Below are 24,743 nucleotides of genomic sequence, written 5' to 3' on the forward strand. Positions count from 1 at the left end.
GATCCGATGTCGGGCCGGCGAACCGGCAGTGGTGCGAGCGTGCTCAGCAGGAATGAGTGGCAGTCGATCAGCCTACCCGCCGACCTAGGTGAGGGCAATTGCCCCAAATGCCAGTCTGCCGGGGCCGTTGTGGCGGCCGGATGATGCGTTCTACCAGCCCAGTGCGGGCCAGTCGCGGCCAGGCTGCTTGCGACTTGACCCGAAACCGGCTAAGCCAGTACAATTCCGCTCCTGTCTGCCCCATGGGCAAGGCAGGCGACCATAATAACTACAGAGGAACACCTGGTCATGTACGCAGTTCTGGTAACCGGCGGTAAGCAATACCGCGTCGCGCAGGGCGAAACGCTCCGCGTGGAAAAGCTCGAAGTCGAAGCTGGCAACGAGATCAAGTTCGACACCATCCTGATGCTGGGCGATAGCGATGGCATCAAGCTGGGCGATGCGCTGAAGGGCGCCTCGGTCACCGCCAAGGTCGTGGCCCACGGCCGCGCCGACAAGGTGCGCATCATCAAGTTCCGCCGCCGCAAGCACCACATGAAGCGTCAGGGACACCGTCAGCACTACACCGAAATCGAGATCACCGGCATTGCCGGTGGCGACAAGAAGTAAGGAGAACCAGTCATGGCACATAAAAAGGGCGTAGGTTCCTCGCGCAACGGTCGCGATTCGAATCCGAAGTACCTCGGCGTGAAGATCTTCGGTGGCCAGGCCATCGATGCCGGCAACATCATCGTGCGGCAGCGCGGCACCCAGTTCCATCCGGGTGCTGGCGTCGGCCTCGGCCGTGACCACACCCTGTTCGCCCTGGTGGACGGCAAGGTGGAGTTCTCCACCAAGGGGCCGAAGAAGCGTCGCACCGTCAGCGTGGTTGCCGAGGCGTAATCGCCCGCTCCATGCAGGCCAGTTCGCATGTGCCGCAAGGCGCTGCGAATGAGACGGAAAGCCCCGCTTCGGCGGGGTTTTTCGTTTGAGGGCCGGGAGTTGGGATTCGGGATTGGGGATTCGCAGGAGCGGATCCCTTGGCGTCCTGGCGTTCCCATCCTTCCCTGCTGACGGGCTCGCCAAGGTTGCGTTGCCGCGTTGTCACCGATCCCAAATCACGAACCCCGAATCCCATGAAATTAGTCGACGAAGCAGAAATCCTGGTCACCGCCGGTAATGGCGGCAACGGCTGTGTCGGCTTTCGCCGCGAGAAGTTCATTCCGCTGGGTGGGCCCGATGGCGGCGATGGCGGTGCGGGCGGTAGCGTCTGGATCGTGGCCGACGAGAACGTCAACACGCTGGTCGATTTCCGCCATGAGCGCACCTTTAAGGCGCAGTGCGGCGAGAACGGCATGGGCCGTCAGGCCTACGGCAAGGGCGGCGAAGACCGCATCATCGTGGTGCCGGTCGGTACCGTGGTGATCAATGTGCAGACCGACGAAGTGATCGGCGATCTGACCCGGCACGGCGACCGCTTGCTGGTCGCCAAAGGCGGTAAGGGCGGCCTGGGTAACATGCATTTCAAGAGCTCGGTCAACCGTGCGCCACGCCAGGCCACCACCGGTGAGGAGGGCGAGGAGCGTTTGCTCAAGCTGGAACTGAAGCTGCTGGCCGACGTTGGCCTGCTGGGTTTCCCCAATGCCGGCAAGAGCACCCTGATCCGCGCAGTGTCCTCGGCCACGCCGAAGGTGGCCGACTACCCGTTCACGACCCTGTACCCGAATCTGGGCGTGGTCAGTGTCGAGGCGTACCGCAGTTTCGTCATTGCCGACGTTCCGGGCCTGATCGAAGGTGCTGCCGACGGTGCCGGTCTGGGCACGCAGTTCCTGCGCCATCTGCAGCGTACCCGCCTGCTGCTGCATCTGGTGGATATTTCGCCTGCGCTGGGCGTGTATGGCGAGGGTGGTGTGGACGGCGTATCGCCGGCCGATCAGGTGCGCACCATCGAACGCGAACTGGAACGGCACGATCCCGAGTTGCTCAAGAAGCCACGCTGGCTGGTGCTCAACAAGGCCGACCTGATGTTCGAAGACGAGGCGCGTGCCGCCGCAGAGAGCATCGTGGCCGAGTTGGGCTGGACGGCGCCGTGGTACCTGGTGTCCGCCCTCGGGCGTGACGGCACGTTCCCGATCATGAAGGACGTGATGGCGTTCTTCGACCGCCAGCGCGAAGACGAGCTCGATGCACGCAATGCAGGCTGAGTGCAGGCGCAGGCACACAAAAAACCCGGCCAAGGCCGGGTTTTTCTGTATTGCCGGAAGCCAGGCTCCCGGCAATGCGCAAACCGATCGCTTACGCGGCCTTGATGGCCTTGATGCGCGCGGTCAGGCGGCTCTTGTGGCGTGCAGCCTTGTTCTTGTGGATCAGGCCACGGGCGCTGAAACGGTCGAGGATGGGCTGGGCAACGGCGAAAGCAGCTTCGGCGCCTGCAGCATCGTTGGCGTCAAGGGCCTTGATCACCTTCTTGACGGCGGTGCGCAGCATCGAGCGCTGACCGGTGTTGCGCTCATTGCGCACAATGGTCTGCTTGGCGCGCTTCTTGGCGGACTTGATATTGGCCACGGTGGTGGGTTCCTGAAAAATCGGTATGGTGGAAAAAGCAAGCGCGAAAGTATGATGGACCCGGATATGTACGTCAAGTCAGTTGTCAAGAGGGATGCAGAGTGAGCAAGCCCGGCATGTTGAGAGGCCTGCTCTCATTCAGCAGTATGACCATGATCTCGCGGGTGCTGGGTCTGATCCGCGACCAGGCGATTTCCACCACCTTCGGCGCCAATGCGGTGACCGACGCGTTCTGGGTGGCCTTCCGCATTCCCAATTTCCTGCGCCGGCTGTTCGCCGAAGGCTCGTTCGCCACTGCGTTCGTGCCGGTGTTCACCGAGGTCAAGGAGACCCGCCCGCATGCCGACCTGCGCGAGCTGATGGCGCGCGTGTCCGGCACCTTAGGCGGGATGTTGCTGCTGATCACCGCACTGGGGCTGATCTTCACCCCGCAACTGGCCGCGGTGTTTTCCGATGGCGCGGCCACCGATCCTGAAAAATACGGTTTGTTGGTCGATCTGTTGCGGCTGACCTTTCCGTTCCTGCTGTTCGTCTCGTTGACGGCGCTGGCCGGCGGCGCGCTCAACAGCTTCCAGCGCTTTGCCATTCCGGCGCTGACGCCGGTCATCCTCAATCTGTGCATGATTGCCGGCGCGCTGTGGTTGGCGCCGCGGTTGGAGGTCCCGATCCTGGCGCTGGGCTGGGCGGTCCTGGTGGCAGGCGCGTTGCAGTTGCTGTTCCAGTTGCCGGCGCTGAAGGGTATCGACCTGCTGACGCTGCCGCGCTGGGGCTGGAATCACCCGGATGTGCGCAAGGTGCTGACCTTGATGATCCCGACCTTGTTCGGCTCGTCGATTGCGCAGATCAACCTGATGCTGGATACGGTGATCGCCGCGCGCCTGGCCGATGGGTCGCAGTCGTGGTTGTCGCTGGCTGACCGGTTCCTGGAACTGCCGCTGGGTGTGTTCGGTGTGGCGCTGGGCACGGTGATCCTGCCGGCGCTGGCGCGCCATCACGTCAAGACCGACCGCAGCGCTTTCTCCGGCGCGCTGGACTGGGGATTTCGCACCACCTTGCTGATCGCGATGCCGGCCATGCTCGGCCTGCTGCTGCTGGCCGAACCGTTGGTGGCGACGTTGTTCCAGTACCGCCAGTTCACCGCGTTCGACACCCGCATGACGGCGATGTCGGTCTACGGTCTGAGCTTCGGTTTGCCGGCCTACGCCATGCTGAAGGTGCTGCTGCCGGCCTTCTACGCACGCCAGGACACCCGCACCCCGGTGCGTGCGGGCGTGGCGGCGCTGATCGCCAACATGGTGTTCAACTTCGCGTTGCTGGCGGTGGTGTACCAGATCATGGTGCCGCCCGAACTCAAGGCGCAGGGTGTGATGCAGGCGCTGGGCAAGCAGCCGGGCCTGCATCTGGCCTTGGGTATCGCCAGTGCGTTGTCGAGTTATCTCAATCTGGGATTGCTGTGGTATTGGCTGGGCAAGTCCGGCGTGTACCAACGCCGCCCGGGCTGGGGGGGCTATACGCTGCGTCTGCTGCTGGCGTGCGCGGCGATGGTGGCAGTGCTGTTGAGCCTGCTGTGGTGGCTGCCGTCGTTTACGCAGATGGACAAATGGAGCCGCATCGGCTGGCTGGCGGTGCTGGTGGGCAGTGGCGGGGCGACGTATCTGGTCGCGCAGTTGGCGCTGGGGCTGCGGCCGCGGCATCTGCGCGAAGGCTGAGGCGACAGCCGAACGCGTGCGCTGCCGGCCGCCCGCACTGTCCAGAGATCGCGCATTCCCGCGCACCGCAGGCGGGGGCGCGCTGCCACGCCAAGGTGCCCATACGGCTTGACAGGCACGGCTATACTTGCAGGTTATGTATCAACGAGGGTCGGCCGGCGGGCCGGCATCTGTTTGGATCGAGGAATGAGCAGGCTGTTTAGAGACGTCGAAGGCGGGACGCTGTTCCCGCGCGGAAGCGTGGTCTGCATCGGTGCCTTCGATGGCCTGCATCTGGGGCATCGGACGCTGGTGCAACACGCCGTGGCGCGTGCCCGCGCACTCGGTGTGCCGGCAGTGGCGGTGAGCTTCGAGCCGCTACCGCGTGAATTCTTCGCACCCGCCGCGCCGCCGCCGCGTCTGACCCTGGCGCGCGCCAAGATCGAAGGCTTATACGGGTTCGGCGCCGACAGCGTGGGCATGATCCGTTTCGACGGTCGCCTGTCCAAGATGCGTGCGGAAGATTTTGTGCGGCTGGCGCTGGTTGGCCGGCTGCGCGCGCGCGAAGTCTGGATTGGCCCGGAATTCCGTTTCGGCCATCGACGCAGCGGCGACATCGGCCTGTTGCGTACGCTTGGCGAGCAGCATGGGTTTGTGGCGGGCGAGATTGCGCCGGTGCATCTGCATGGGGAGCGGATTTCAGCGACGCGGATTCGCGAACTGCTCGGCGCCGGCGAATTTGCCCACGCTGGCGACTTGCTCGGTCGCCCGTACGCCATCGGTGGCCGGGTCGTGCGCGGCAAGCAGCTTGGCCGGACCTTGGGCTATCCCACCGCCAACCTGCGCTTTCCGCGCACGCCGGCGTTGTCGGGGATCTATGCAACCTGGGTGCACGGCGTGGCCGAACGGCCGTGGCCGTCGGTGTCGAGCTTCGGCACGCGCCCCACGGTAGCGGGCGTGGAGCCGCTGCTGGAAGCGCACTTGTTCGATTTCCAATGCGATCTGTATGGTCGGCACATTGCCGTGGAATTCGTCGCCAAGCTGCGCGACGAAGAAAAATTCGATGGCCTGGAGGCGCTGACCGTGCAGATGCACCGCGATGCCGAGCAGGCACGTGAGGTGCTGGCGGCGCATATGCGTGCTGAGCAACAACCCTCGACTACGGCCAGTCCCTCGCAAGAGCCTGTAGATACTGCGAGTCCCTCGCAAGAGCCCGCACATCCATGTGCGGACTTCTCAAGCAATCCAGCGCAACGGTAGATTCCTGTGACCCAAGACTACAAAGCCACTCTTCATCTGCCTGCGACGGAATTTCCGATGCGCGGCGACCTGCCCAAGCGCGAGCCGGCGATGCTGGAGCGCTGGGAGCGCGAGGGCTTCTACGCGCAGCTGCGTGCCAATGCCGCCGGCCGCCCGTTGTTCGTGCTGCACGACGGCCCGCCGTATGCCAATGGCCAGATCCATCTGGGCCATGCGGTCAACAAGATCCTCAAGGACATCATCGTCAAGTCGAAGTACCTGGCTGGCTTCGATGCGCCGTACATCCCGGGCTGGGATTGCCACGGCCTGCCGATCGAGATCGCGATCGAAAAGAAATACGGCAAGGTCGGCGTCAAGCTCGATGCGGCCCAATTCCGGCAGAAATGCCGCGAGTACGCCACCGAGCAGATCGATCTGCAGCGGCGCGATTTCAAGCGCCTGGGCGTGATCGGCGATTGGGACAACCCGTACAAGACGCTGGATTTCCGCTTCGAAGCCAACGAAATCCGCGCGCTGGCCAAGGTGGTCGACAACGGCCATCTGACCCGCGGCGTCAAGCCGGTGCACTGGTGCTTCGATTGCGGTTCGGCGCTGGCCGAGGCCGAGATCGAATACGCCGACAAGGTGTCGCCGACGGTGGATATCGCCTATCCGGCGCGCGATCCAGGCGCAGTGGCTGCCGCATTCGGCGCGCGCCTGCCGGCGGGCGTGGGCGTGGCGGTGCCGATCTGGACCACCACGCCGTGGACGCTGCCGGCGTCGCTGGCGGTGAGCCTGGGCGCGGAGCTGGACTATGTGCTGGTGGAAGGCCCGGCCGATCGCGGCCAGCCGCGCTGGCTGGTGATCGCCGAAGCGTTGGCTGCCAAGGCGCTGGCGCGCTACGGCGTGGATGCTGTCGTGGTGCACGGCCATGCCAAGGGCGCCGCGCTGGAGCAGATGCTGCTGAACCACCCGTTCTATGCCGAACGCGAGATCCCGCTGCTGCTGGGCGATCACGTGTCGGCCGAGGACGGTACCGGCGCCGTGCATACCGCACCGGGTCACGGCCAGGAGGACTATCAGGTCTCCAAGCACTACGGTCTGCTGGAGCGCTATGGCGCCGCGCAGATCAATCCGGTGGACGGGCGCGGCGTGTATCTGCCGTCGACGCCGCCGCTGGGCGATACCGCGCTGGCCGGCCTACATATCTGGAAGGCCAACGACGTCATTATCGACGCGCTGCGCGGCACCGGTGTGCTGCTGGCGGCCAGCAAGATGGAGCACAGCTATCCGCATTGCTGGCGGCACAAGACGCCGATTGCGTTTCGCGCCACGCCGCAGTGGTTCATCTCGATGGAGCAGGCCAATCTGCGCGCCGATGCGCTGAAAGCCATCGAAAACGTGCATTGGTATCCGTCCTGGGGCCAGGCGCGCATCGCCGGCATGGTCGACGGGCGCCCGGACTGGACCATTTCGCGGCAGCGCACCTGGGGCGTGCCGATCGCCTTGTTCGTGCATCGCGAAACCGGCGAACCGCATCCGCGCAGCACCGAGTTGCTGCGCCAGGTGGCCGACCGCGTGGAGCAGGGCGGTGTGGATGTCTGGTACACGCTGGACGCGTCCGAGCTGCTGGGTAGCGAGGCGGCCGACTACGAGAAGATCACCGACATCCTGGATGTGTGGTTCGACTCCGGCGTGACGCACGAAGCGGTGCTTCCGGATCGTGGCCTGCCCAAGCCGGCCGACCTGTATCTGGAGGGCTCCGACCAGCACCGCGGTTGGTTCCAGTCCTCGCTGCTGAGCGGCGTGGCGATGGACAAGGTGGCGCCGTACAAGCAGTGCCTGACCCACGGCTTCACCGTGGACGAGCACGGCCGCAAGATGTCCAAATCGCTGGGCAACGGCATCGAACCGCAGGACATCATGAAGACGCTGGGCGCGGACATCCTGCGCCTGTGGATCGCTTCTGCCGACTACAGCAACGAAATGTCGCTGTCGCAGGAGATCCTCAAGCGCAATGCCGATGCCTACCGCCGGCTGCGCAACACCGCGCGCTTCCTGCTCGGCAACCTGCATGGTTTCGATCCGCTGCAGCACCTGGTGGCGCTGGACCAGATGGTGCTGCTGGACCGCTGGATCGTGCATCGTGCCTACGAGCTGCAGGAAAAGATCGTGGCCGCCTACGCGCGCTACGACTTCGCCGAGATCGTGCAGGCGCTGCTGAATTTCTGCAGCGTGGACCTGGGCTCGCTGTACCTGGACGTCACCAAGGACCGCCTGTACACGATGGCCGAAGACGCACGCGGCCGCCGTTCGGCGCAGAGCGCGATGTACCACGTGGCCGAGGCGTTCGTGCGCTGGATCGCGCCGGTGTTGAGCTTCACCGCCGAGGAACTGTGGGGCTACCTGCCGGGCCAGCATGTCGACAACGTGCTGTTCGCCACCTGGTACGACGGCCTTGCGCCGTTGCCGGCCGATGCTGCATTGACCGGTGCGGATTTCGACAAGTTGCTGGTCCTGCGCGAGCAGGTGGCCAAGGTGCTGGAGCCGATGCGTGCCAATGGCGCGATCGGTGCGGCGCTGGAAGCGGAGATCACCGTGGCCGCCGATGCGCAGACCGCTGCGCGCTGGCAGCCGCTGGCCGAGGAACTGCGCTTTTTGTTCATCAGTGGCGATGTCACCGTGACCGCAGCCAGCACCGACGACATCTTCGTCAGTGCGCAGCCCACCACCAAGGCCAAGTGCGTGCGCTGCTGGCACCACCAGGCCAGCGTGGGCAGCGACCCGCGTCACCCGGAACTGTGCAGCCGTTGCGTCAGCAATATCGAAGGTCCGGGCGAGCAGCGTCGCTGGTTCTGACGCGGCCTCGCCGGCGGCGGCGCGTGGCGGGGATCTCGCCACGCACACTGCCGGCCTCTGGCGCTGGCGCAGCTCGCGTCAGCTGCCGGGGTAGCCCTGGTCGCCCTGCGGCGAGGCGGCCATTCCGCCGTGCGCCTGGCTTGCTGAAGCTTGGGGCATGCACGCGGTCAGGGCGGCGCGGCTGGTCGAGCTGCCCGTGCCATGCTTGTCCGCCTGCAATCGTGCATCTGTCGTTTTCTGCCGCCGCCGTCACTGTCTCCCACCCAGGCGTCTTCTCCGGCATCGGAGCAGCGGCCACCAACTGCGATCCTTCGACATGAGTCAACGCCCCAATCCCTCGGCCCTGATCTGGCTGCTGCTCTCTGTGCTGGTGGTCGGCCTGGACCAGTGGAGCAAGGCCTGGGTGCTGTCCAGCCTGCCCGAGTACACCCCGGTGCCGGTGATCGACGGCTTCTGGAACTGGTACCGCACCTACAACACCGGCGCGGCCTTCAGCTTTCTGAGCGATGCCGGCGGCTGGCAGCTATGGTTCTTCACTGCATTGGCGGTGGGCATCAGCGGCCTGCTGGCGTTCTGGCTCTCGCGCACCGCGCGCGGGCAGTGGCGCAGCGCGCTGCCGTATGCGCTGGTGATCGGCGGGGCGATCGGCAATGTGATCGACCGGCTGATGCACGGCCACGTGGTGGATTTCATCCAGTGGTACATCGGCAGCCATACCTGGCCGTCGTTCAATATCGCCGACTCGGCGATCGTGGGCGGCGCGATCGGAATTGCCGTGTTCGGCTTGTTCGACAAATCCGGCAAGCAGGAGCCGGGAACCGGGAATCTGCGCTGAAGCCTGCCTGCAGGCGCATGCCGCCCGGTCCGACCCCGCATCCCTCATTCCCGTAGAATGCCCGCCATGGATGTCCTGCTCGCCAATCCCCGTGGTTTTTGTGCCGGTGTCGACCGTGCGATCGAGATCGTCAAGCGTGCGATCGAGACGCTGGGCGCGCCGATCTATGTGCGGCACGAGGTCGTGCACAACCGCTTCGTGGTCGATGACCTCAAGCAGCGTGGCGCGATCTTCGTCGAAGAACTCGACGAGGTGCCCGACGATGCCACCGTGATCTTCAGCGCGCACGGCGTCTCGCAGGCGGTGCGTCAGGAGGCCGAGCGGCGTGGGCTGAAGGTGTTCGACGCCACCTGCCCGCTGGTGACCAAGGTGCATTTCGAGGTGGCGCGGCACTGCCGGGCCGGCCGCGACGTGGTGCTGATCGGCCACGCCGGGCACCCGGAAGTGGAAGGCACGATGGGGCAGTGGAGCCGCGAGCGCGGAGCGGGCACGATCTACCTGGTGGAAGACATCGAACAGGTCGCCACGCTCGATGTCCGCCAACCCGATAACCTTGCCTACACTACCCAGACCACGCTGTCGGTGGACGACACCATGGGCATCATCGAAGCCCTGCGGGCCCGGTATCCGGCCATGCAGGGGCCGCGCCACGACGACATCTGCTACGCCACCCAGAACCGCCAGGACGCGGTCCGCGATCTGGCGCGCCAGTGCGATCTGGTGCTGGTGGTCGGTTCGCCCAACAGCTCCAATTCCAACCGGCTGAGCGAACTGGCCCGGCGCGACGGGGTGGAGTCCTACCTGATCGACAACGCCAGCGAGATCGACCCGGCCTGGATCGTTGGCAAGCAGCATATCGGCCTGACCGCCGGCGCCTCTGCGCCGCAGGTGCTGGTCGATGGCGTGCTGGCGCGCTTGCGCGAATTGGGCGCAGCCGGCGTCTCCGAACTGGAAGGCGAGCCGGAATCGATGGTCTTCGCGCTTCCCAAGGAGCTGCGCTTGCGTCTGGTCAGCTGACGCGACTGCTTCCGGCATGACGGTGCAGGCGCGACGCGGTGCCTGCAGCGATTGACCCCGGGGCGGCTGCGCTCCTACAATTGGCGGCTCGCCGGAATAGCTCAGTTGGTAGAGCGGCGCATTCGTAATGCGTAGGTCGTAGGTTCGATTCCTATTTCCGGCACCACGCTTCAAGACTGGGTCGGCCTGTGCCGGCCCAGTTGCGTTTTGAGGCGTCGAGTGCCGCGTTTCACGCGTTGCCCGCGTGTGTTGCAGCCGCGCAGGCGCTCCCCGTTCGGCGGCTGCAACGGCGCAATTCTTGCCTCGCGCTGCGCTGCGACAACATGTCGCACAAATTGGCGCGCTTTTATTGCGTCAGATCATTGCCAATGGGTTTCGTGCAGGTGCAGCAAAGACTAAAATTAGCGCGCTAACCCGTGTCTTCGGTCTGCGCAGTTCATCTCCTCCAGGAAGACAGCTGCGTCGGGAACATCCCGCGACCGATACGACGAACGAGGCTGGCGTTCCTTCGCACTTGGATCGACCGATGATTCCGCTGAAACAGCTCGGGCGTTTACTTCGTCCAGGTCTGATGTTGCCCTTCCTGCTGTTGGCAGGCTGCAACTCGGCCATCCTCAATCCGAAAGGCCAGATCGGCCACGACGAAAAGCAACTGCTGATCACCTCGGTGGTGCTGATGCTGATCGTGGTCATCCCGGTGATCGTGATGACGATTGCGTTCGCGTGGAAATATCGCGCATCCAACACCAAGGCGCGCTACGAGCCGGACTGGTCGCACTCCACTGCCATCGAAGTGGTGGTGTGGTCGATCCCGTGCGTGATCATCCTGGTGCTGGCGGTGCTGACCTGGCGCTCGTCGCACGCGCTGGACCCGTACCGGCCGCTGGATTCGGACGTCAAGCCGATCAACATCGAAGCGGTGTCGCTGGACTGGAAGTGGATGTTCATCTACCCCGACCAGAACATCGCCACCGTCAACGAGATCGCGTTCCCGGTGCACACGCCGCTGAACTTCAAGATCACCTCCGACACGGTGATGAACTCGTTCTTCATCCCGCACCTGGGCACCATGATCTACGCCATGGCGGGCATGGAAACCAAGCTGCACCTGGTGGCCAACGAGCCGGGCGAATACTTCGGCCTGTCGACCAACTACAGCGGCCACGGCTTTTCGAAGATGAGCTTCAAGGCGCACGCCGTCGATCAGGCCGGCTTCGAGGCCTGGGTGGCCAAGGTCAAGGCATCGCCGACCGCGTTGAACGCTGCCGAGTACCAGGTGCTGGCAGCCAATCGCAACGACAAGGAACAGTATCCGGTCACCTACTACTCGTCGGTGCAGGACGGCATGTTCCGCTCGCTGGTCGACAAATACATGAATGGTCCGGGCCACAGTAAGGGCCACGGCGACCATCAGGCATCGGCTACGGAGCCGGTCGCCATGTGCACTTCTGGAGACAAGTGATGCTAGGCAAACTCACCATCGAGGCAGTTCCGTACCACGAGCCGATCATCATGGTCGCGCTGGGTGGTGCCGGCCTGCTCGGCCTGCTCATCGCGGGCGCCATCACCAAGTACAAGCTGTGGGGCTATCTCTGGAAAGAGTGGTTCACCTCGGTGGATCACAAGCGCATCGGCGTGATGTACATCATCGTGGCGCTGGTCATGCTGCTGCGCGGCTTCGCCGACGCGGCGATGATGCGCACCCAGCAGGCGCTGGCCGGCGGCGGTGGCGAAGGCGTGCTGCCTCCGCATCACTACGACCAGATCTTTACCGCGCACGGCGTGATCATGATCTTCTTCATGGCCATGCCGTTCATGACCGGCCTGTTGAACCTGATCGTGCCGCTGCAGATCGGCGCGCGCGACGTGGCCTTTCCGTTCCTGAACTCGCTGAGCTTCTGGCTGTTCGTGGCCGGCGCGGCGCTGATCAACATCTCGCTGGGCGTTGGCGAATTCGCGCAGACCGGTTGGCTGGCGTACCCGCCGTTGTCGGGGCTGGAATACAGCCCGGGGGTCGGTGTCGATTACTACATCTGGGCGCTGCAGGTGTCCGGTTTAGGCACGTTGCTGACCGGCATCAACTTCTTCGTGACGATCATGCGCATGCGCGCGCCGGGCATGACCCTGATGCGCATGCCGATCTTCACCTGGACTGCGCTGATCACCAACATCCTGATCATCGCCGCGTTCCCGATCCTGACCGTGGCGCTGGCGCTGCTGGGTGCCGACCGTTACCTGGGCACGCACTTCTTCACCAACGACGGTGGCGGCAACGCCATGATGTACGTCAACCTGATCTGGATCTGGGGTCACCCGGAGGTCTACATCCTGATCCTGCCGGCATTCGGCATCTTCTCCGAGTTGATTGCCACCTACAGCCGCAAGCGCCTGTTCGGCTACACCTCGATGGTGTACGCCACCTCGTGCATCGGCGTGCTGTCGTTCGTGGTGTGGCTGCACCACTTCTTCACCATGGGCTCGGGTGCCAACGTCAATGCCTTCTTCGGCATCACGACGATGATCATCTCGATCCCGACCGGCGTGAAGATCTTCAACTGGCTGTTCACCATGTTCCGCGGTCGCGTGCACATGACCTCGCCGGTGCTGTGGACGATCGGCTTCATCATCACCTTCACCATCGGCGGCATGACCGGCGTGATGCTGGCGATTCCTGCCGTGGACTTCGTGCTGCACAACAGCCTGTTCCTGATCGCGCACTTCCATAACGTGATCATCGGCGGCGTGGTGTTCGGTTACCTGGCGGGCCTGACCTACTGGTTCCCGAAGGCGTTCGGCTTCAAGCTCAACGAGAAGATCGGCAAGGCCTCGTTCTGGTGCTGGATCGTCGGTTTCTTCGTGGCCTTCATGCCGCTGTACGTGCTCGGCTTCATGGGCATGACCCGTCGCATGAACACCTACAACCACCCCGAGTGGGCGCCGTGGCTGTACGTGGCCGCGGTGGGTGCTGCCATCATCGGCATGGGCATCTTCCTGAACCTGGTGCAGATCGGTTACAGCGTGTGGAAGCGCAAGGAGCATATGGACTACACGGGCGACCCGTGGGATGGCCGTACGCTGGAATGGGCAACCTCCTCGCCGCCGCCGTTCTACAACTTCGCCGTGCTGCCGCACATCGACGACCGCGATCAGTTCTGGGCCGACAAGCAGAATGGCAAGGGCTGGGTGCGTCCGTCCAAGTACGAAGCGATCCACATGCCGCGTAACACCGGCGCCGGCGTCTATATCGGTGCCTTCAGTGTGCTGCTGGGCTTCGGTCTGATCTGGCACATCTGGTGGCTGGCCATCATCGGCCTGGTGGGCATGATCGGCAGCTTCATCGCGCGCACCTTCGATGACGACATCGATTACTGGGTGCCGGCCGACGAAGTGGAGCGCATCGAAAACGCACGTTTCGCCCTGCTCGAACAGCAACAGGCGGCGCAGGCCGCGAAGGTGGTATGACCATGGCTTCCTCGACCACGCTTGACCACGCCGCCCACGCGGGCGGCCACGATCACGACCACGAGCATCACGACGGCGGTGGCAACACCGTCTTCGGGTTCTGGGTCTATCTGATGAGCGACTGTCTGCTGTTTGCCGGTCTGTTCGCCACCTATGCGGTGCTCTCTGGCGCCACGGTGGACGGGCCGACCGCCAAGGAGCTGTTCGATCTGAAGTTCGTGCTGGTGGAAACCTTCCTGCTGTTGTTCAGCAGCCTGAGCTTCGGCTTTGCGATGATTGCCGCGCACAAGCGCAAGATGGGCGGCCTATACGGCTGGCTGGCCGTCACCGCGCTGCTGGGTATCGGCTTCCTGTGCATGGAAGTATGGGAGTTCAACCACCTGATCCATGAGGGTGCCGGCCCGGGTCGCAGTGCGTTCCTGTCGGCATTCTTCACCCTGGTGGGCACGCACGGCCTGCACGTGGCCTCCGGCCTGCTGTGGATGGCCGTGCTGGTGATCCAGATTTCCAAGAACGGCCTGACCGCGCGCAACAGCACGCGTCTGGCCTGCCTGAGCCTGTTCTGGCACTTCCTGGACATCATCTGGATCGGTGTGTTCACCGTCGTCTATCTGCTGGGAGCGCTGTAATGGCCAATCACCACCACACCGATACCGCTGCCGATGCGCATGCCGGCGGCCTGAAGTCCTACCTGATCGGCTTTGTGATGGCCGTGATCCTCACCGTCATCCCGTTTGCGATGGTGATGAGCGGCGCGTTCTCCAAGGGTGTCACCATCGTCGTGATCTCGGTCATGGCCGCGGTGCAGATGCTGGTGCACATGGTGTACTTCCTGCACATGGACCGCACGCCCGAGCAGCGCTCCAACGTGCAGGTGGGCCTGTTCTCGCTGCTGATCATCGGCATCGTGATCGTCGGTTCGCTGTGGGTGCTGCACAACATGAATGTCAACATGATGCATTGAGACGGCGACACGCCGAATCGCCGCAACGTTGAAGAAGAGGTCGCCAAGTGATTGGCGGCCTTTTTTTTACGCGTCAATCGCCCGCAGCATGACCAATGGCATACGGTCAAGCACAGGCAGGCGCTTAGCATCGTGGGCTTGCCTGTCCAGGTCACCTGCGGAGTTGCGATGAAAATGCCCACCCTGTTGTCCGTGTCGTTGTTGGCGGCGTTGTCGCTGCCGGCGGCTGCGCAAACCGCACCGCCGCAGGACGTGCCGTTCGACGGCACCTTGAAGATCGACGTGGACGCCACCGATCTGGCGCACCGCATCTTCAAGGTCAAGACCACCATGCCGGCCAAGCCGGGCCCGATGACGCTGCTGTACCCGCAGTGGATTCCCGGCAACCATTCGCCGACCGGACCGATCGACAAGCTCGCCGGTCTGGTGATCAAGGTCGATGGCAAGGTGGTGCCCTGGAAACGCGACCAATTCGATGTCTATGCGTTCAAGGTGGATGTGCCACAGGGCGCCACCGAGCTGACGGCCGAGTTCAGGTTCCTCTCGCCGCAGGCCGGCAACCAGGGCCGGGTGATGATGACCCCGGAAATGCTCAACCTGCAGTGGAACACCACGGCGCTGTACCCGGCCGGCTATTTCGCGCGCAACATCAAGGCGCAGGCCAGCGTCACGCTGCCGGCCGGCTGGAGCTATGCCACGGCACTGGAAACCGATCGCCGCGTCGGCGACACGGTGAGCTTCAAGCCGATCGATTTCGACGACCTGGTCGATTCGCCGATGTTCGCCGGCAAGTACTACAAGCGCGTGGAGCTGAGCACCGGCAAGCAGCCGGTCTACCTCAACGTGTTCGCCGATGAAGCCAAATCGCTGGAGGCCAAGCCCGAGCAGATCAAGGCACACGCCGCGTTGGTGCAGCAGATGGACAAGCTGTACGGCGCGCGTCACTTCGACCATTACGAATTCCTGCTGGCGCTGACCAAGAAGCTGGGCGGCATCGGCCTGGAGCATCACCGTTCCAGCGAAAACAGCGGCCCGCCGAATTACTTCACCGAGTGGGACAAGAGCTGGACCATGCGCGACCTGCTGGCGCACGAGTTCAACCACTCCTGGAACGGCAAGTACCGCCGTGGCGCCGACCTGGCGACGCCGAACTTCAACGTGCCGATGGGCGACAGCCTGCTGTGGCTGTACGAGGGCCAGACCCAGTTCTGGGGCGAAGTGATGGCCGCACGTTCCGGCCTGTGGACGCAGGACCAGGCGCGCGACATGCTGGCCGGCGTGGCGGCAACCTACGAGCGCGGCCGCCCCGGCATGGCCTGGCGCACGGTGCAGGACACCACCAACGACCCGACCATGTCGATGCGGCGTCCCAAGGCGTACCGCAGCTACCAGATGAGCGAGGACTACTACTCCGGCGGCCAGATGATGTGGCTGGAAGTGGATAGCAAGCTTCGCGCGCTCACCAACAACAAGCGTTCCATCGACGATTTCGCCAAGGCGTTCTTCGGCATGAAGAACGGCGATTGGGACGTCAATCCGTATACCTTCGACGACATCGTCAGCACGCTCAACGGCGTGGCCGCCTACGACTGGGCCAGCCTGTTGCGCGAGCGCATGGACGGGCACGGTTCGTTGAATGGCGGCATCGAAGCCAATGGCTGGAAGCTGGTCTACAACGACGAACCGAACCTGGCCATCAAGACCTACGAGAGCAACGAAAACGACGTCAGCCTGACCTATTCGCTGGGCCTGTCGCTGGAGGGCTCGGGCGAAGTCAACGAGGTGTTGTGGGACAGCCCGGCATTCAATGCCGGCATCATCAACGGCAATACCCTGGTGGCCGTCAACGGCCGCGCCTTCAGCGCCGATGTGATCAAGGATGCGATCAAGGCGGCCAAGGGCACCACTGCACCGATCGAACTGCTGGTCAAGCGCGGCGACCGCTACGAAACCGTCCGTATCGACTACCACGGCGGTCTGCTGTATCCGCATCTGGAGCGCATCGCCGGCAAGCCAGATCGCCTGAGCGAGTTGTACAAGGCGCGCTGAGTGGCACACGCCCACGTCGTTGCCCGACGTGGGATCAGTGGAATCCAAGCGGCATGGCCGGTCGTCACCGGTCATGCCGCCGTTGTGTGGGCGCAGCTGGTCAATCGCTTGCACTGCACATCAGCAGTCGTCGACTTTTCCGAATCCCGAATCCCGAATCCCGAATCCGCAAAGTCCTGCGTCGCGCACACTGAGACCGTCAGCCACTATCCTGCTGCTTCAATAACGATGGGCAAGAGCGATGGCGAAGGCGAAAACGGCCTATGTCTGCGGCGAGTGCGGTGCCGAGTACACCAAGTGGCAGGGCCAGTGCACCGAATGCGGTGTCTGGAACACGCTGAGCGAAATCGTGCTCGAGAGCGCCGCGCCGGGCGGCAAGGCGTCGCCAGCGGCATCGCGGCGTAGCGGCTGGGCCGGCAAGGCCGAGGCGCCCAAGATCACCGCGCTCAAGGACGTGCAGCAGTCCGAGCAGGCGCGTGTCTCCACCGGTATCGGCGAGTTCGATCGGGTGCTGGGTGGCGGGCTGGTGGAAGGTGCGGTGGTGCTGATCGGCGGCGATCCCGGGATCGGCAAGTCGACGCTGCTGCTGCAGGCGCTGGCGAGCATGGCCTCCACGTTGCCGGTGTTGTATGTGACCGGCGAGGAATCGCTGGCCCAGGTGGCCGGGCGCGCGGTGCGCCTGGACCTGCCGCTGGAAGGCCTGAACGCCCTGGCCGAAACCGGCATCGAAAACATCCTGCAGCACGCCAGCGTGGCGCGACCGAAGCTGATCGTGGCCGATTCGGTACAGACCTTGTGGACCGAATCGTTGACCGCAGCGCCGGGCTCGGTGAGCCAGGTGCGCGAGAGCGCAGCGCGGCTGGTGCGCTACGCCAAGGAAACCGGTACCGCGGTGTTTCTGGTCGGCCATGTGACCAAGGAAGGCGGCATCGCCGGGCCACGCGTGCTCGAGCACATGGTCGATGCAGTGCTGTATTTCGAAGGCGAGAGCGGTAGCCGGTTCCGCCTGTTGCGCGCGTTCAAGAACCGCTTCGGTGCGGTCAACGAACTGGGCGTGTTCGCGATGGGCGAGAAGGGCCTCAAGGAAGTCTCCAACCCGTCGGCGATCTTCCTGTCCGGCGGCAGCACCCAGCAGCCGGGCAGTTGCGTGATGGTCACCCGCGAAGGCACCCGCCCGCTGATGGTGGAGGTGCAGGCGCTGGTGGATGCCTCGCCGTTGTCCAACCCGCGTCGGGTGGCGGTGGGTCTGGAGCAGAACCGGCTGGCGATGCTGCTGGCGGTACTGCATCGCCATGGAGGCATCGTGGTGGGCGATCAGGACGTGTTCGTCAATGTGGTGGGCGGCATCCGCGTGCAGGAAACCGCGGCCGATTTGCCGGTGCTGCTGGCGGTGCTGTCGTCGCTGCGCGACCGGCCGCTGTCCGAAAAGACCATCGCGTTCGGCGAAGTGGGCCTGTCCGGCGAAATCCGCCCGGTGCCCAATGGCGAGGACCGCCTGAAGGAAGCGGCGACGCATGGCTTCAAGCGCGCCATCGTGCCCCGCGCCAATGCGCCCAAGACCACCAGCATCAAGGGCATGGAAATCATTGCCGTGGAGCGCCTGAGCCAGGCATTGGAAGCGGCGGCCGACTGAAGCCGCGCACCGCGCGGATGTTGCGATAGGCCGGGTTGGCGACCTGCGAATGCGTCGGAAGTCTTTGCCATGTCCGGGGCCAGCCTGCCGCCATCGTCTCGGCCGGCTGCCGGGCGACCATCGATGATCGTCCGGCTTGGTCACCACTGGTGCGGCCGTGCCGCCACCCTCCAGAAACGCTGAGTGCAGAGGTCTTCGCGTGCCTTTCAGACGTGCTGCGGAGGCGCGCATGGCATACGTCGCAGGGCGACCTGACGCCCGCAAGCCGTTTGTCGGACAAACGCCGGGATTTGGTAGTTGGTTGTCGAGAAAGCGTTTTCAGAAAGAGTGGGGCTATGGCAACATGCGCGGCCCGTTGCACTGTGCACCGGACCACAGACACCACTCACTGCGTTTTCAGGAGAATCACGATGGAATGGATGTTGCTGCCGCTCAAGCGTTACGCCGACTTCAACGGTCGCTCGCGCCGCAAGGAATACTGGATGTTCGCGCTGATGCAGCTCCTGGTGCTGTTCGTGTTTGGCGGCCTGTTCGCCGTCGCGGCAGTGGCGATGGGGAACGAGAACGGCCCGGGTGCGCTGGCTTGGCTGATCTGTGCGGTCATGGTGATCGTTTGTCTGGCGTTGATCGTGCCCGGTATTGCAGTCACGGTGCGCCGCCTGCACGACCAGGACAAGTCCGGCTGGTTTTATCTGATCAGCCTGGTGCCGTACGTCGGTGCTTTCGTGTTGCTGGTCTTCATGTGCATCGAAGGCACGCCCGGCCCGAACCAGTACGGCGAAAACCCCAAGCAGTAATTCGCGCGTTATGAAAGCGGACAACGGCGCAGGAGTTCCCTGCGCCGTTGTCGTGTGTGAATGTGCCAATCGTGCCATTGCGTATGGCGCATAGGCGCAAGGTCACGGCCTGCGTGCGTGAGAGTTGCCAAGTCTGCGCTCTGCAGAGTGGGCGTCCGCATCCGATCCCCAGAGATGGACGGCGGAGACACAGCGACATGCTTGAAGCGTGTTTCGCTGGACAGTCCCGGCGCAGCAGGCAGCGCCGCATTCGTCGCTGCCACGCCTGCTCACGGATGCAGCGACGTCGCTCAACGCCGATCAGCGTGCACCCCACGCTGTGCAGTGAACGATGCAGCCAGTCGCATGGCCGGTACCTGCAGAACTTGAATGACGGCACAGCTTGCGGGCCGGGTGCGCGTGCAGGCCGCTCCGTCGTCGATGGCGTGCCGACGCCCGTCCTGTCATCAAGCACCCTTCGCTGTCACGCAGGCGAGACTGCGCAGTGCAGCTCGCAGATCGCATCTGCAGCGGTGCGCTTGCTCAGCAGGCGGCTGCGTGATGTGCAGGGCCAAGACTTGGGCTAACGGCCTTGCTCATTGTCGTTGCCTCGGTATCGTGCAACGCGAGCTCCAGCTTGTAGCCGTGCGAATAGACGGTTCTGATGCGCACCGCGCTGCTGTCACCGCTCAGCTGCAGTTTCTTGCGCAACTTGTAGATGTGCTGCTCCATGGTGCGGTCGGTGAATTCGGTATGGCTGCCCCAGACCGCCTTGGCCAGCTGGCAACGCCGGAAGCACACGCCGGGGCTGGAAAAGAGCAGCCAGGCAATCGAGAACTCGCGTGCGGTCAACGCGATCGGCTTGCCTTCCAGGTAGACGGTATTTTCATCGCGGATCAGCTTGTAGGGACCCACGCTCAGGTGCTGCGTCTCCGGGCAGGCATGCGCCACCGGCGATATCGCCAGGGCCGCGCGCACGTGCAACTCATGCGAATTGAAAGGCAGCGCAAGGACCTCCTGCGCGCCTGCGCGATACCAGGCCAGAATGTTGTCGGCGCAATCGAAACGGCCAAGCACGATCAGCGGCGTGGGCTGGCCGCTATGGCAGCGCTGCCAGGCCAGCAGTGAACTGTCATCGGCGGCGACACAGCTGGCATCGAAGATCAGCAGCTCGCACGGCGAGTGCCGCAGCGAACGCAGGAGCTCCAGTTCATCGGAAAACGTCGAGACGTTGCGTGCGAGCGGTGCAAGGCTGGCGTTGACCTGCGAGGTCAGGCGCGCGTCCTGCGTCAACAGGAACACCGATCCGGCATTGGAGGGGGAGTGGTCGTTCATTCAGGCGGCCTTCGCGTGTCGGCGTACAAGCCACGCATGGGACGGGCGCCGGTGCGGGTCGGCCAATGCCAGGACAAAATCCATCTTCAAAGATCGCTGCATCGTCGGACCAGTCGGTTGGCGGGGGAGAGTCCAGTGGAGCTGGACGAATGGTATGTACCATTGCAGAGACCAAAAGTTTCACGCTTGCGTACGCGTCTTCGGATTTGTCGACATCGGCTTTAACTCGCGCTCATTTAGACGTAACAGAGCTCTTACATAGCGGGCATGTCTGGGACGCATGCAATTGCGCCATGCGCGTCATGCAGTAGCGAGTAAGCATGGACTGACGCGCGCGGGCAGAGGCATCCGGTTGCCGAGGTCTAGACCAATCTATTGCGATTGGTCGTGGGATCGCGCGCGGCTGGAATAGGTCAGCAGCGATTTTCCTTCGTGGCATGCCCGCTTCTCGCGATCAAAAACGCTTCGGCGTACGTGTCCGTACAGTCACGGTGCATCGTGTTGAACATCGCCGATGACCATCAATGCGCATGGAAGCGGCGCGTTCGCAGACGTTGTCCGACTGTGCCTGGGGATTGGCGTAGACCGGCGATATCGATACTCAACCGGATGGCGCGAAATGTCTGGCGTACGACAAGGCCGACGATGTGCAAATGCGCTTTGCGTCGGGAGAAAACGCATCACATGGTTGTTTGACAGAGTGAGCTTTTTTGATTTTTTCAATGGCTTTCAGAGAGAAATTCTATTGGATCCGCTGCATACAATCGTTTGCGCCAGCGAGTTCGGCGCCTGTTGTCTTTTGCTCCGCCCCCCAAAGAGAGAGACCGGCATGATCCTTTCCACCTACTTTGCAGCGATCTCTGCGTTGTCATACGCAGAACGTCTTCCTACCTATACGAGCAGGATGCTGGTTGGTGCTTGGCCACAGGGACTGCAACATCTCCAACAGCGACGCGACGGACAGGGCGCAGCGGATGGCGCCGACGATGAGGTCAGCTTGTTCGGTGCCAGCGGCGATGCGTTGCTGATCCTGGAATATCAGGAAGAGGCCGAAGATGCGTATCGGCAGGCCTTGAAGGCCATGCGCGGGCATCAGCGTCAATTGCGCCTGCTGTCGTGCCGGAACACCGCCTGGTTGATGCTGAGCCAGCGGCGCCTGAGCGCGGCGTTGAATTGCTTCGCGCAGTTGGCAATGGACCGCGAAACGCCGCCCAGCCTGTGCGGCGAGAGCCTGTTGGGCAAATCGCTGACCCACTTCCATCTGGGCCAGAGCACGTTGGCCTTACAGACCCTGGAGCGTGCCCGCGAGGTGCTGGCCGACCTGGAGAGCGGCGCGTCGGACTGGCTGCGGATTGCCACTGCGCTGCGTCTGGACATGATTGCGCAGCTGCGTATCCGTCGCTCCGACCGCATGAGCGACCATGTGTTCTGGCAAGCCACGCTGCGCCAGGAAGATGCCACGCATGCCTTCGAGCCCAGCGACCTGCGCGCCTGCATCGCCGATCTGGCAGAGAGCATGCCGGTGCTGGCGCAGCGCATGCGGCATGTACGCAGCCTGTTGCGTATTGCCGGCGGCGACACCTTCGGCTTCGACGCGCAGATCGACGCATTGCCGGCCGCAGCCACCGGCTGCCCGCCGTGCGCGCGTCAAGACGCGCAGGTGGAACTGGCGCTGGCGGCATTGGCGGTGGGCCGTGCCGATCTGGCCGAGCGTGCACTGGCCGGTGCCGGTCGGCATCATGCGCCGCGCTGGAACCTGGAGTTCGAGTACTGCCAGGCCAAGATCAGCCAGGCGATGGGGCGCACCGAACAGGCGTTGCTGCTCTACAACCGCTACGCGCTGGGCGCGGTGCAGTGCCTGCGCAGCGAAGTGCAAGCACCGCGCTTGCTGGAAAGCGGCACCCCTGCGCACGTCAGCGACGACATCTCCGCCCGGTTGCCGGCCAAGTATCGGCGCGCCTACAGCTACATGATCACCAATGCGCATCGCTCGGATCTGTCGATCAACGAAGTGGCCGCACAGATCGGGGTCACCGGGCGCGCGCTGCAGCAAGCGTTCAAGTCGGCTACCGGACTGTCACCGACGCAGGTGCTGCGCCGTTACCGGATGCAAAGCATCCGCGACGAACTGCTGGCCGAAGGCGGCTGCGGCAGTGTGTTGCAGGCGGCCAGTCGCTGGGGCGTCGGCAGCCGTTCGGCGTTGGCCAAGGGCTATCGCCAGCACTTCAATGAGGCGCCGATGGAGACCCTGCAGCGTTAATCTCCGCAACCCACGGATTGGTAGCGCTACCGATCCGTGGTGGGTCAACCCGGCGTGCGGTGCAGTGCGCGTCGCTGTACGCAACGGAGGGCAGGGGTCAAACTGAGACGTGCGTGCAATGTGGGTTCCGGCTATCCTTTCCGGCTGGCACTGGCACCCAGGGGGACGCGTCCGAGGATGGGCGTCGTCGCCAAGGAAACGACGACCGATCATGCAAGATCCCACTCCCGAGGCGACCGACGCCTCGCAGATCCGCCGGGCAGGCGTCGATCTCAATGGACTGATGTCGGTCCTCGGCAAGCACCTGTACTCCACCCCGGTGGTGGCGCTGCGCGAGCTGGTGCAGAACGCGCACGATTCCATCCTGCGTCGTCGTCTGGAACAACCCGATTGGGACGGCCAATCGCGCATCGAGGTGCATGCCGATACCGCGCAAGGCATCGTGCGCATCGTCGATACCGGTGCCGGACTGACCCAGCAGGAAATCCACGACTACCTGGCCACCGTGGGCGTGGGCTATACGCGTGGGCTGCGCCAGGGCGGCCACGAGGACAGCGGCCTGATCGGAATGTTCGGGCTGGGCTTCTTGTCCGCCTTCGTGCTGGCGCGGCGGGTGACCGTGCGCACCACCTCCTACCAGTCTCCCACGCTGGGCTATTGCTACATCTCCAGCAACGCCGAGCAGTACACGGTCAGCCCGATTCCTGCGCGTGCGCAGGTGGGCACCGAGGTGGTGCTGGAACTACACGGCGATTATCTGTCGTTGGCTCAGCAAGGGCGGCTGCGCGAGATTCTGTCGCGCTATTGCGCGCTGTTGCGCGAGCCGATCTGGATCGGCGCCGCAACGCAGCCGATCAATCCCGAGCCGCCGCCGTGGCGCGTGCAGGACGCCGTACCGTTGCATCCGGTGCAGGCCTGGCGCCGGCAACGCGAGTTCGCCGCGCGCTTTGAGCGCAATTTCGAGCCGTTGTGCTGCATGCCGGTGCGTGAGGAAGAGGGCAGCGATGCGGTCGGCCTGTTATGGGTGCAGGACGGTGCGACCTACGGCACCAGCGACAACCGCAATCTGTCGGTGTTCCTGCGCGGCATGTTGCTGGATGACAACGCGCGCGAACTGCTGCCGCCGTGGGCGGGCTTCATCGGTGGGGTGATCGAATCCAATCGGCTGACGCCTACCGCAAGCCGCGAAGACCTGCAGCGCGATACGGTCTATAGCGCGGTGCAGCACGCCTTGTCCGAGGCCTTGGTGCAAGGCCTGGCCGATGTGGCGCGCCAGCAACCGGAGGCATGGCGACGCATCCTGTTGCGTCATAACGAAGCTCTGCTGGGCGCGGCGCTGTGCGATGAGCGCCTGTTCGAATTGCTGCTGGAACACGTGCGGGTACCGACGTCGCAAGGCGATCTGCCGGCGCAGCAATTGCCATCGCGCGGTGCGGTGCACGTGATCCTCGACAGCGACAGCGGTTTCGAAGAAATGCTGTTCCGTGCGATGGGCGTGCCGGTGGCCTACGGCAACCGGTATGCGGTGGTGCCGTTTCTGCGGCGCTGGGCGCAGGTCAAGGGTGTGCGTCTGGTCGAGCTGGGCACCGAGCAGGGCAACCGCCAGTTGTTCCAGCTGGACACGCTGCCGGCCGATGAACTGGCCTGGCTGGAACAGCACCTGGGCGATGGCGAAGCGCTGGTGCCGGCGCGTTTCAGCCCGCAGGAACTGCCGTTGGTGGTAGTGCCCGACCGCGAGGCCGAGCTCAAACGCCGCCTGGAGCAGGACGAAAACGACAAGCGTGTCTCTACCGCCGCGTTGCGCCTGGCGCGGCAATTCACCGCGCGCATCCAAGCGCGGCAGACCCAGCGGCTGTATCTGAATCTGGATAATCCGGCGCTGCAGGCCTTGCTGGGCGCGCAGCGCGCAGGCAACCCGCAGGCCGCGGTGGCGGCGCGCTTGCTGCGTGCGCTCAAGGTGATCGTCGCGGCGCAGGGGCGTACGCAGCCGCAGCCGGGCAGCACCGAATCAGGTGTTTCCGATCTCAACAAGGCCTTCGGCGATTTCGCCGAGACCGTGACCCAATTGCTGGCGCGCTGAAG

The 24,743-nt window shown here is 64.1% G+C and carries 19 protein-coding genes and 1 tRNA gene; 18 read left to right on the top strand and 2 right to left on the bottom strand.

Annotated features, from left to right (window positions below; translation table 11 throughout):
• The first annotated feature begins 288 nt into the window (after positions 1-288).
• From rplU to obgE, 3 genes are all read left to right on the top strand, one after another.
• The gene (gene rplU / locus J7396_RS02355) at positions 289-609 is read left to right on the top strand and encodes a 50S ribosomal protein L21 (RefSeq protein ID WP_003484328.1); all 321 of its coding nucleotides are present in this window, start codon (positions 289-291) and stop codon (positions 607-609) included.
• 12 nt (positions 610-621) lie between these two features.
• Positions 622-882 (top strand): 50S ribosomal protein L27, encoded by a 261-nt coding sequence (rpmA, locus tag J7396_RS02360; protein ID WP_003484326.1) that lies wholly within the window; start codon positions 622-624, stop codon positions 880-882.
• A 233-nt stretch (positions 883-1,115) separates the two neighbouring features.
• Complete coding sequence (gene obgE, locus J7396_RS02365) at positions 1,116-2,183, top strand: GTPase ObgE (protein ID WP_209260899.1); 1,068 nt, start codon at positions 1,116-1,118, stop codon at positions 2,181-2,183.
• 91 nt (positions 2,184-2,274) lie between these two features.
• On the opposite strand, the gene rpsT is transcribed toward obgE, so the two are convergent.
• Positions 2,275-2,544: a 30S ribosomal protein S20 gene (rpsT, locus tag J7396_RS02370; RefSeq protein ID WP_003484323.1), complete on the bottom strand. Its 270-nt coding sequence runs from the start codon at positions 2,542-2,544 to the stop codon at positions 2,275-2,277.
• 116 nt (positions 2,545-2,660) lie between these two features.
• Between rpsT and murJ the strand changes: the two genes are divergently transcribed.
• The 13 genes from murJ to J7396_RS02435 all read left to right on the top strand — a co-directional run bounded on the left by murJ (position 2,661) and on the right by J7396_RS02435 (position 19,087).
• The gene (gene murJ / locus J7396_RS02375; RefSeq protein ID WP_209260900.1) at positions 2,661-4,253 is read left to right on the top strand and encodes a murein biosynthesis integral membrane protein MurJ; all 1,593 of its coding nucleotides are present in this window, start codon (positions 2,661-2,663) and stop codon (positions 4,251-4,253) included.
• 186 nt (positions 4,254-4,439) lie between these two features.
• Positions 4,440-5,492, top strand: a complete 1,053-nt coding sequence (locus J7396_RS02380; RefSeq protein WP_011346752.1) for a bifunctional riboflavin kinase/FAD synthetase — start codon at positions 4,440-4,442, stop codon at positions 5,490-5,492.
• A gap of 6 nt (positions 5,493-5,498) precedes the next feature.
• Positions 5,499-8,330, top strand: coding sequence for an isoleucine--tRNA ligase (gene ileS, locus J7396_RS02385; protein ID WP_071117305.1), 2,832 nt, complete (start codon positions 5,499-5,501; stop codon positions 8,328-8,330).
• A 316-nt stretch (positions 8,331-8,646) separates the two neighbouring features.
• Positions 8,647-9,165, top strand: a complete 519-nt coding sequence (gene lspA, locus J7396_RS02390; protein ID WP_008577115.1) for a signal peptidase II — start codon at positions 8,647-8,649, stop codon at positions 9,163-9,165.
• A 66-nt stretch (positions 9,166-9,231) separates the two neighbouring features.
• Complete coding sequence (gene ispH / locus J7396_RS02395) at positions 9,232-10,182, top strand: 4-hydroxy-3-methylbut-2-enyl diphosphate reductase (RefSeq protein WP_014089639.1); 951 nt, start codon at positions 9,232-9,234, stop codon at positions 10,180-10,182.
• 90 nt (positions 10,183-10,272) lie between these two features.
• Positions 10,273-10,348 (top strand) — tRNA-Thr (locus J7396_RS02400).
• A 360-nt stretch (positions 10,349-10,708) separates the two neighbouring features.
• Complete coding sequence (gene cyoA / locus J7396_RS02405; RefSeq protein ID WP_011346764.1) at positions 10,709-11,644, top strand: ubiquinol oxidase subunit II; 936 nt, start codon at positions 10,709-10,711, stop codon at positions 11,642-11,644.
• The gene (gene cyoB / locus J7396_RS02410; protein ID WP_209260901.1) at positions 11,644-13,644 is read left to right on the top strand and encodes a cytochrome o ubiquinol oxidase subunit I; all 2,001 of its coding nucleotides are present in this window, start codon (positions 11,644-11,646) and stop codon (positions 13,642-13,644) included. Before cyoA ends, cyoB begins: the two co-directional genes overlap by 1 nt.
• Positions 13,641-14,273, top strand: coding sequence for a cytochrome o ubiquinol oxidase subunit III (cyoC, locus tag J7396_RS02415; protein WP_008577121.1), 633 nt, complete (start codon positions 13,641-13,643; stop codon positions 14,271-14,273). Before cyoB ends, cyoC begins: the two co-directional genes overlap by 4 nt.
• A complete protein-coding gene (gene cyoD, locus J7396_RS02420; protein ID WP_003484294.1) occupies positions 14,273-14,608 on the top strand; it encodes a cytochrome o ubiquinol oxidase subunit IV in 336 nt (111 codons plus the stop codon). Before cyoC ends, cyoD begins: the two co-directional genes overlap by 1 nt.
• A 168-nt stretch (positions 14,609-14,776) precedes the next feature.
• Positions 14,777-16,657, top strand: a complete 1,881-nt coding sequence (locus tag J7396_RS02425; RefSeq protein WP_029818923.1) for a tetratricopeptide repeat protein — start codon at positions 14,777-14,779, stop codon at positions 16,655-16,657.
• 241 nt (positions 16,658-16,898) lie between these two features.
• The gene (gene radA, locus J7396_RS02430) at positions 16,899-18,290 is read left to right on the top strand and encodes a DNA repair protein RadA (protein ID WP_008571089.1); all 1,392 of its coding nucleotides are present in this window, start codon (positions 16,899-16,901) and stop codon (positions 18,288-18,290) included.
• 410 nt (positions 18,291-18,700) lie between these two features.
• Positions 18,701-19,087, top strand: coding sequence for a DUF805 domain-containing protein (locus J7396_RS02435; protein WP_008571090.1), 387 nt, complete (start codon positions 18,701-18,703; stop codon positions 19,085-19,087).
• Positions 19,088-19,609: 522 nt separating this feature from the next.
• On the opposite strand, the gene J7396_RS02440 is transcribed toward J7396_RS02435, so the two are convergent.
• Positions 19,610-20,401 (bottom strand): response regulator transcription factor, encoded by a 792-nt coding sequence (locus J7396_RS02440; RefSeq protein ID WP_011346768.1) that lies wholly within the window; start codon positions 20,399-20,401, stop codon positions 19,610-19,612.
• A gap of 904 nt (positions 20,402-21,305) precedes the next feature.
• On the opposite strand from J7396_RS02440, the gene J7396_RS02445 reads away from it, so the two are divergent.
• Both J7396_RS02445 and J7396_RS02450 read left to right on the top strand, forming a co-directional pair.
• Positions 21,306-22,661 carry a helix-turn-helix transcriptional regulator gene (locus J7396_RS02445; protein ID WP_017156588.1) on the top strand — a complete coding sequence of 452 codons (1,356 nt, stop codon included), beginning with the start codon at positions 21,306-21,308 and terminating at the stop codon, positions 22,659-22,661.
• Positions 22,662-22,872: 211 nt separating this feature from the next.
• A complete protein-coding gene (locus tag J7396_RS02450) occupies positions 22,873-24,741 on the top strand; it encodes an ATP-binding protein (protein WP_209260902.1) in 1,869 nt (622 codons plus the stop codon).
• Positions 24,742-24,743 lie beyond the last annotated feature (2 nt).

Origin of the sequence: Xanthomonas sp. A1809 (assembly GCF_017746015.1) — a bacterium.
In the GTDB taxonomy this organism is placed as follows: Bacteria; Pseudomonadota; Gammaproteobacteria; order Xanthomonadales; family Xanthomonadaceae; genus Xanthomonas; species Xanthomonas euvesicatoria.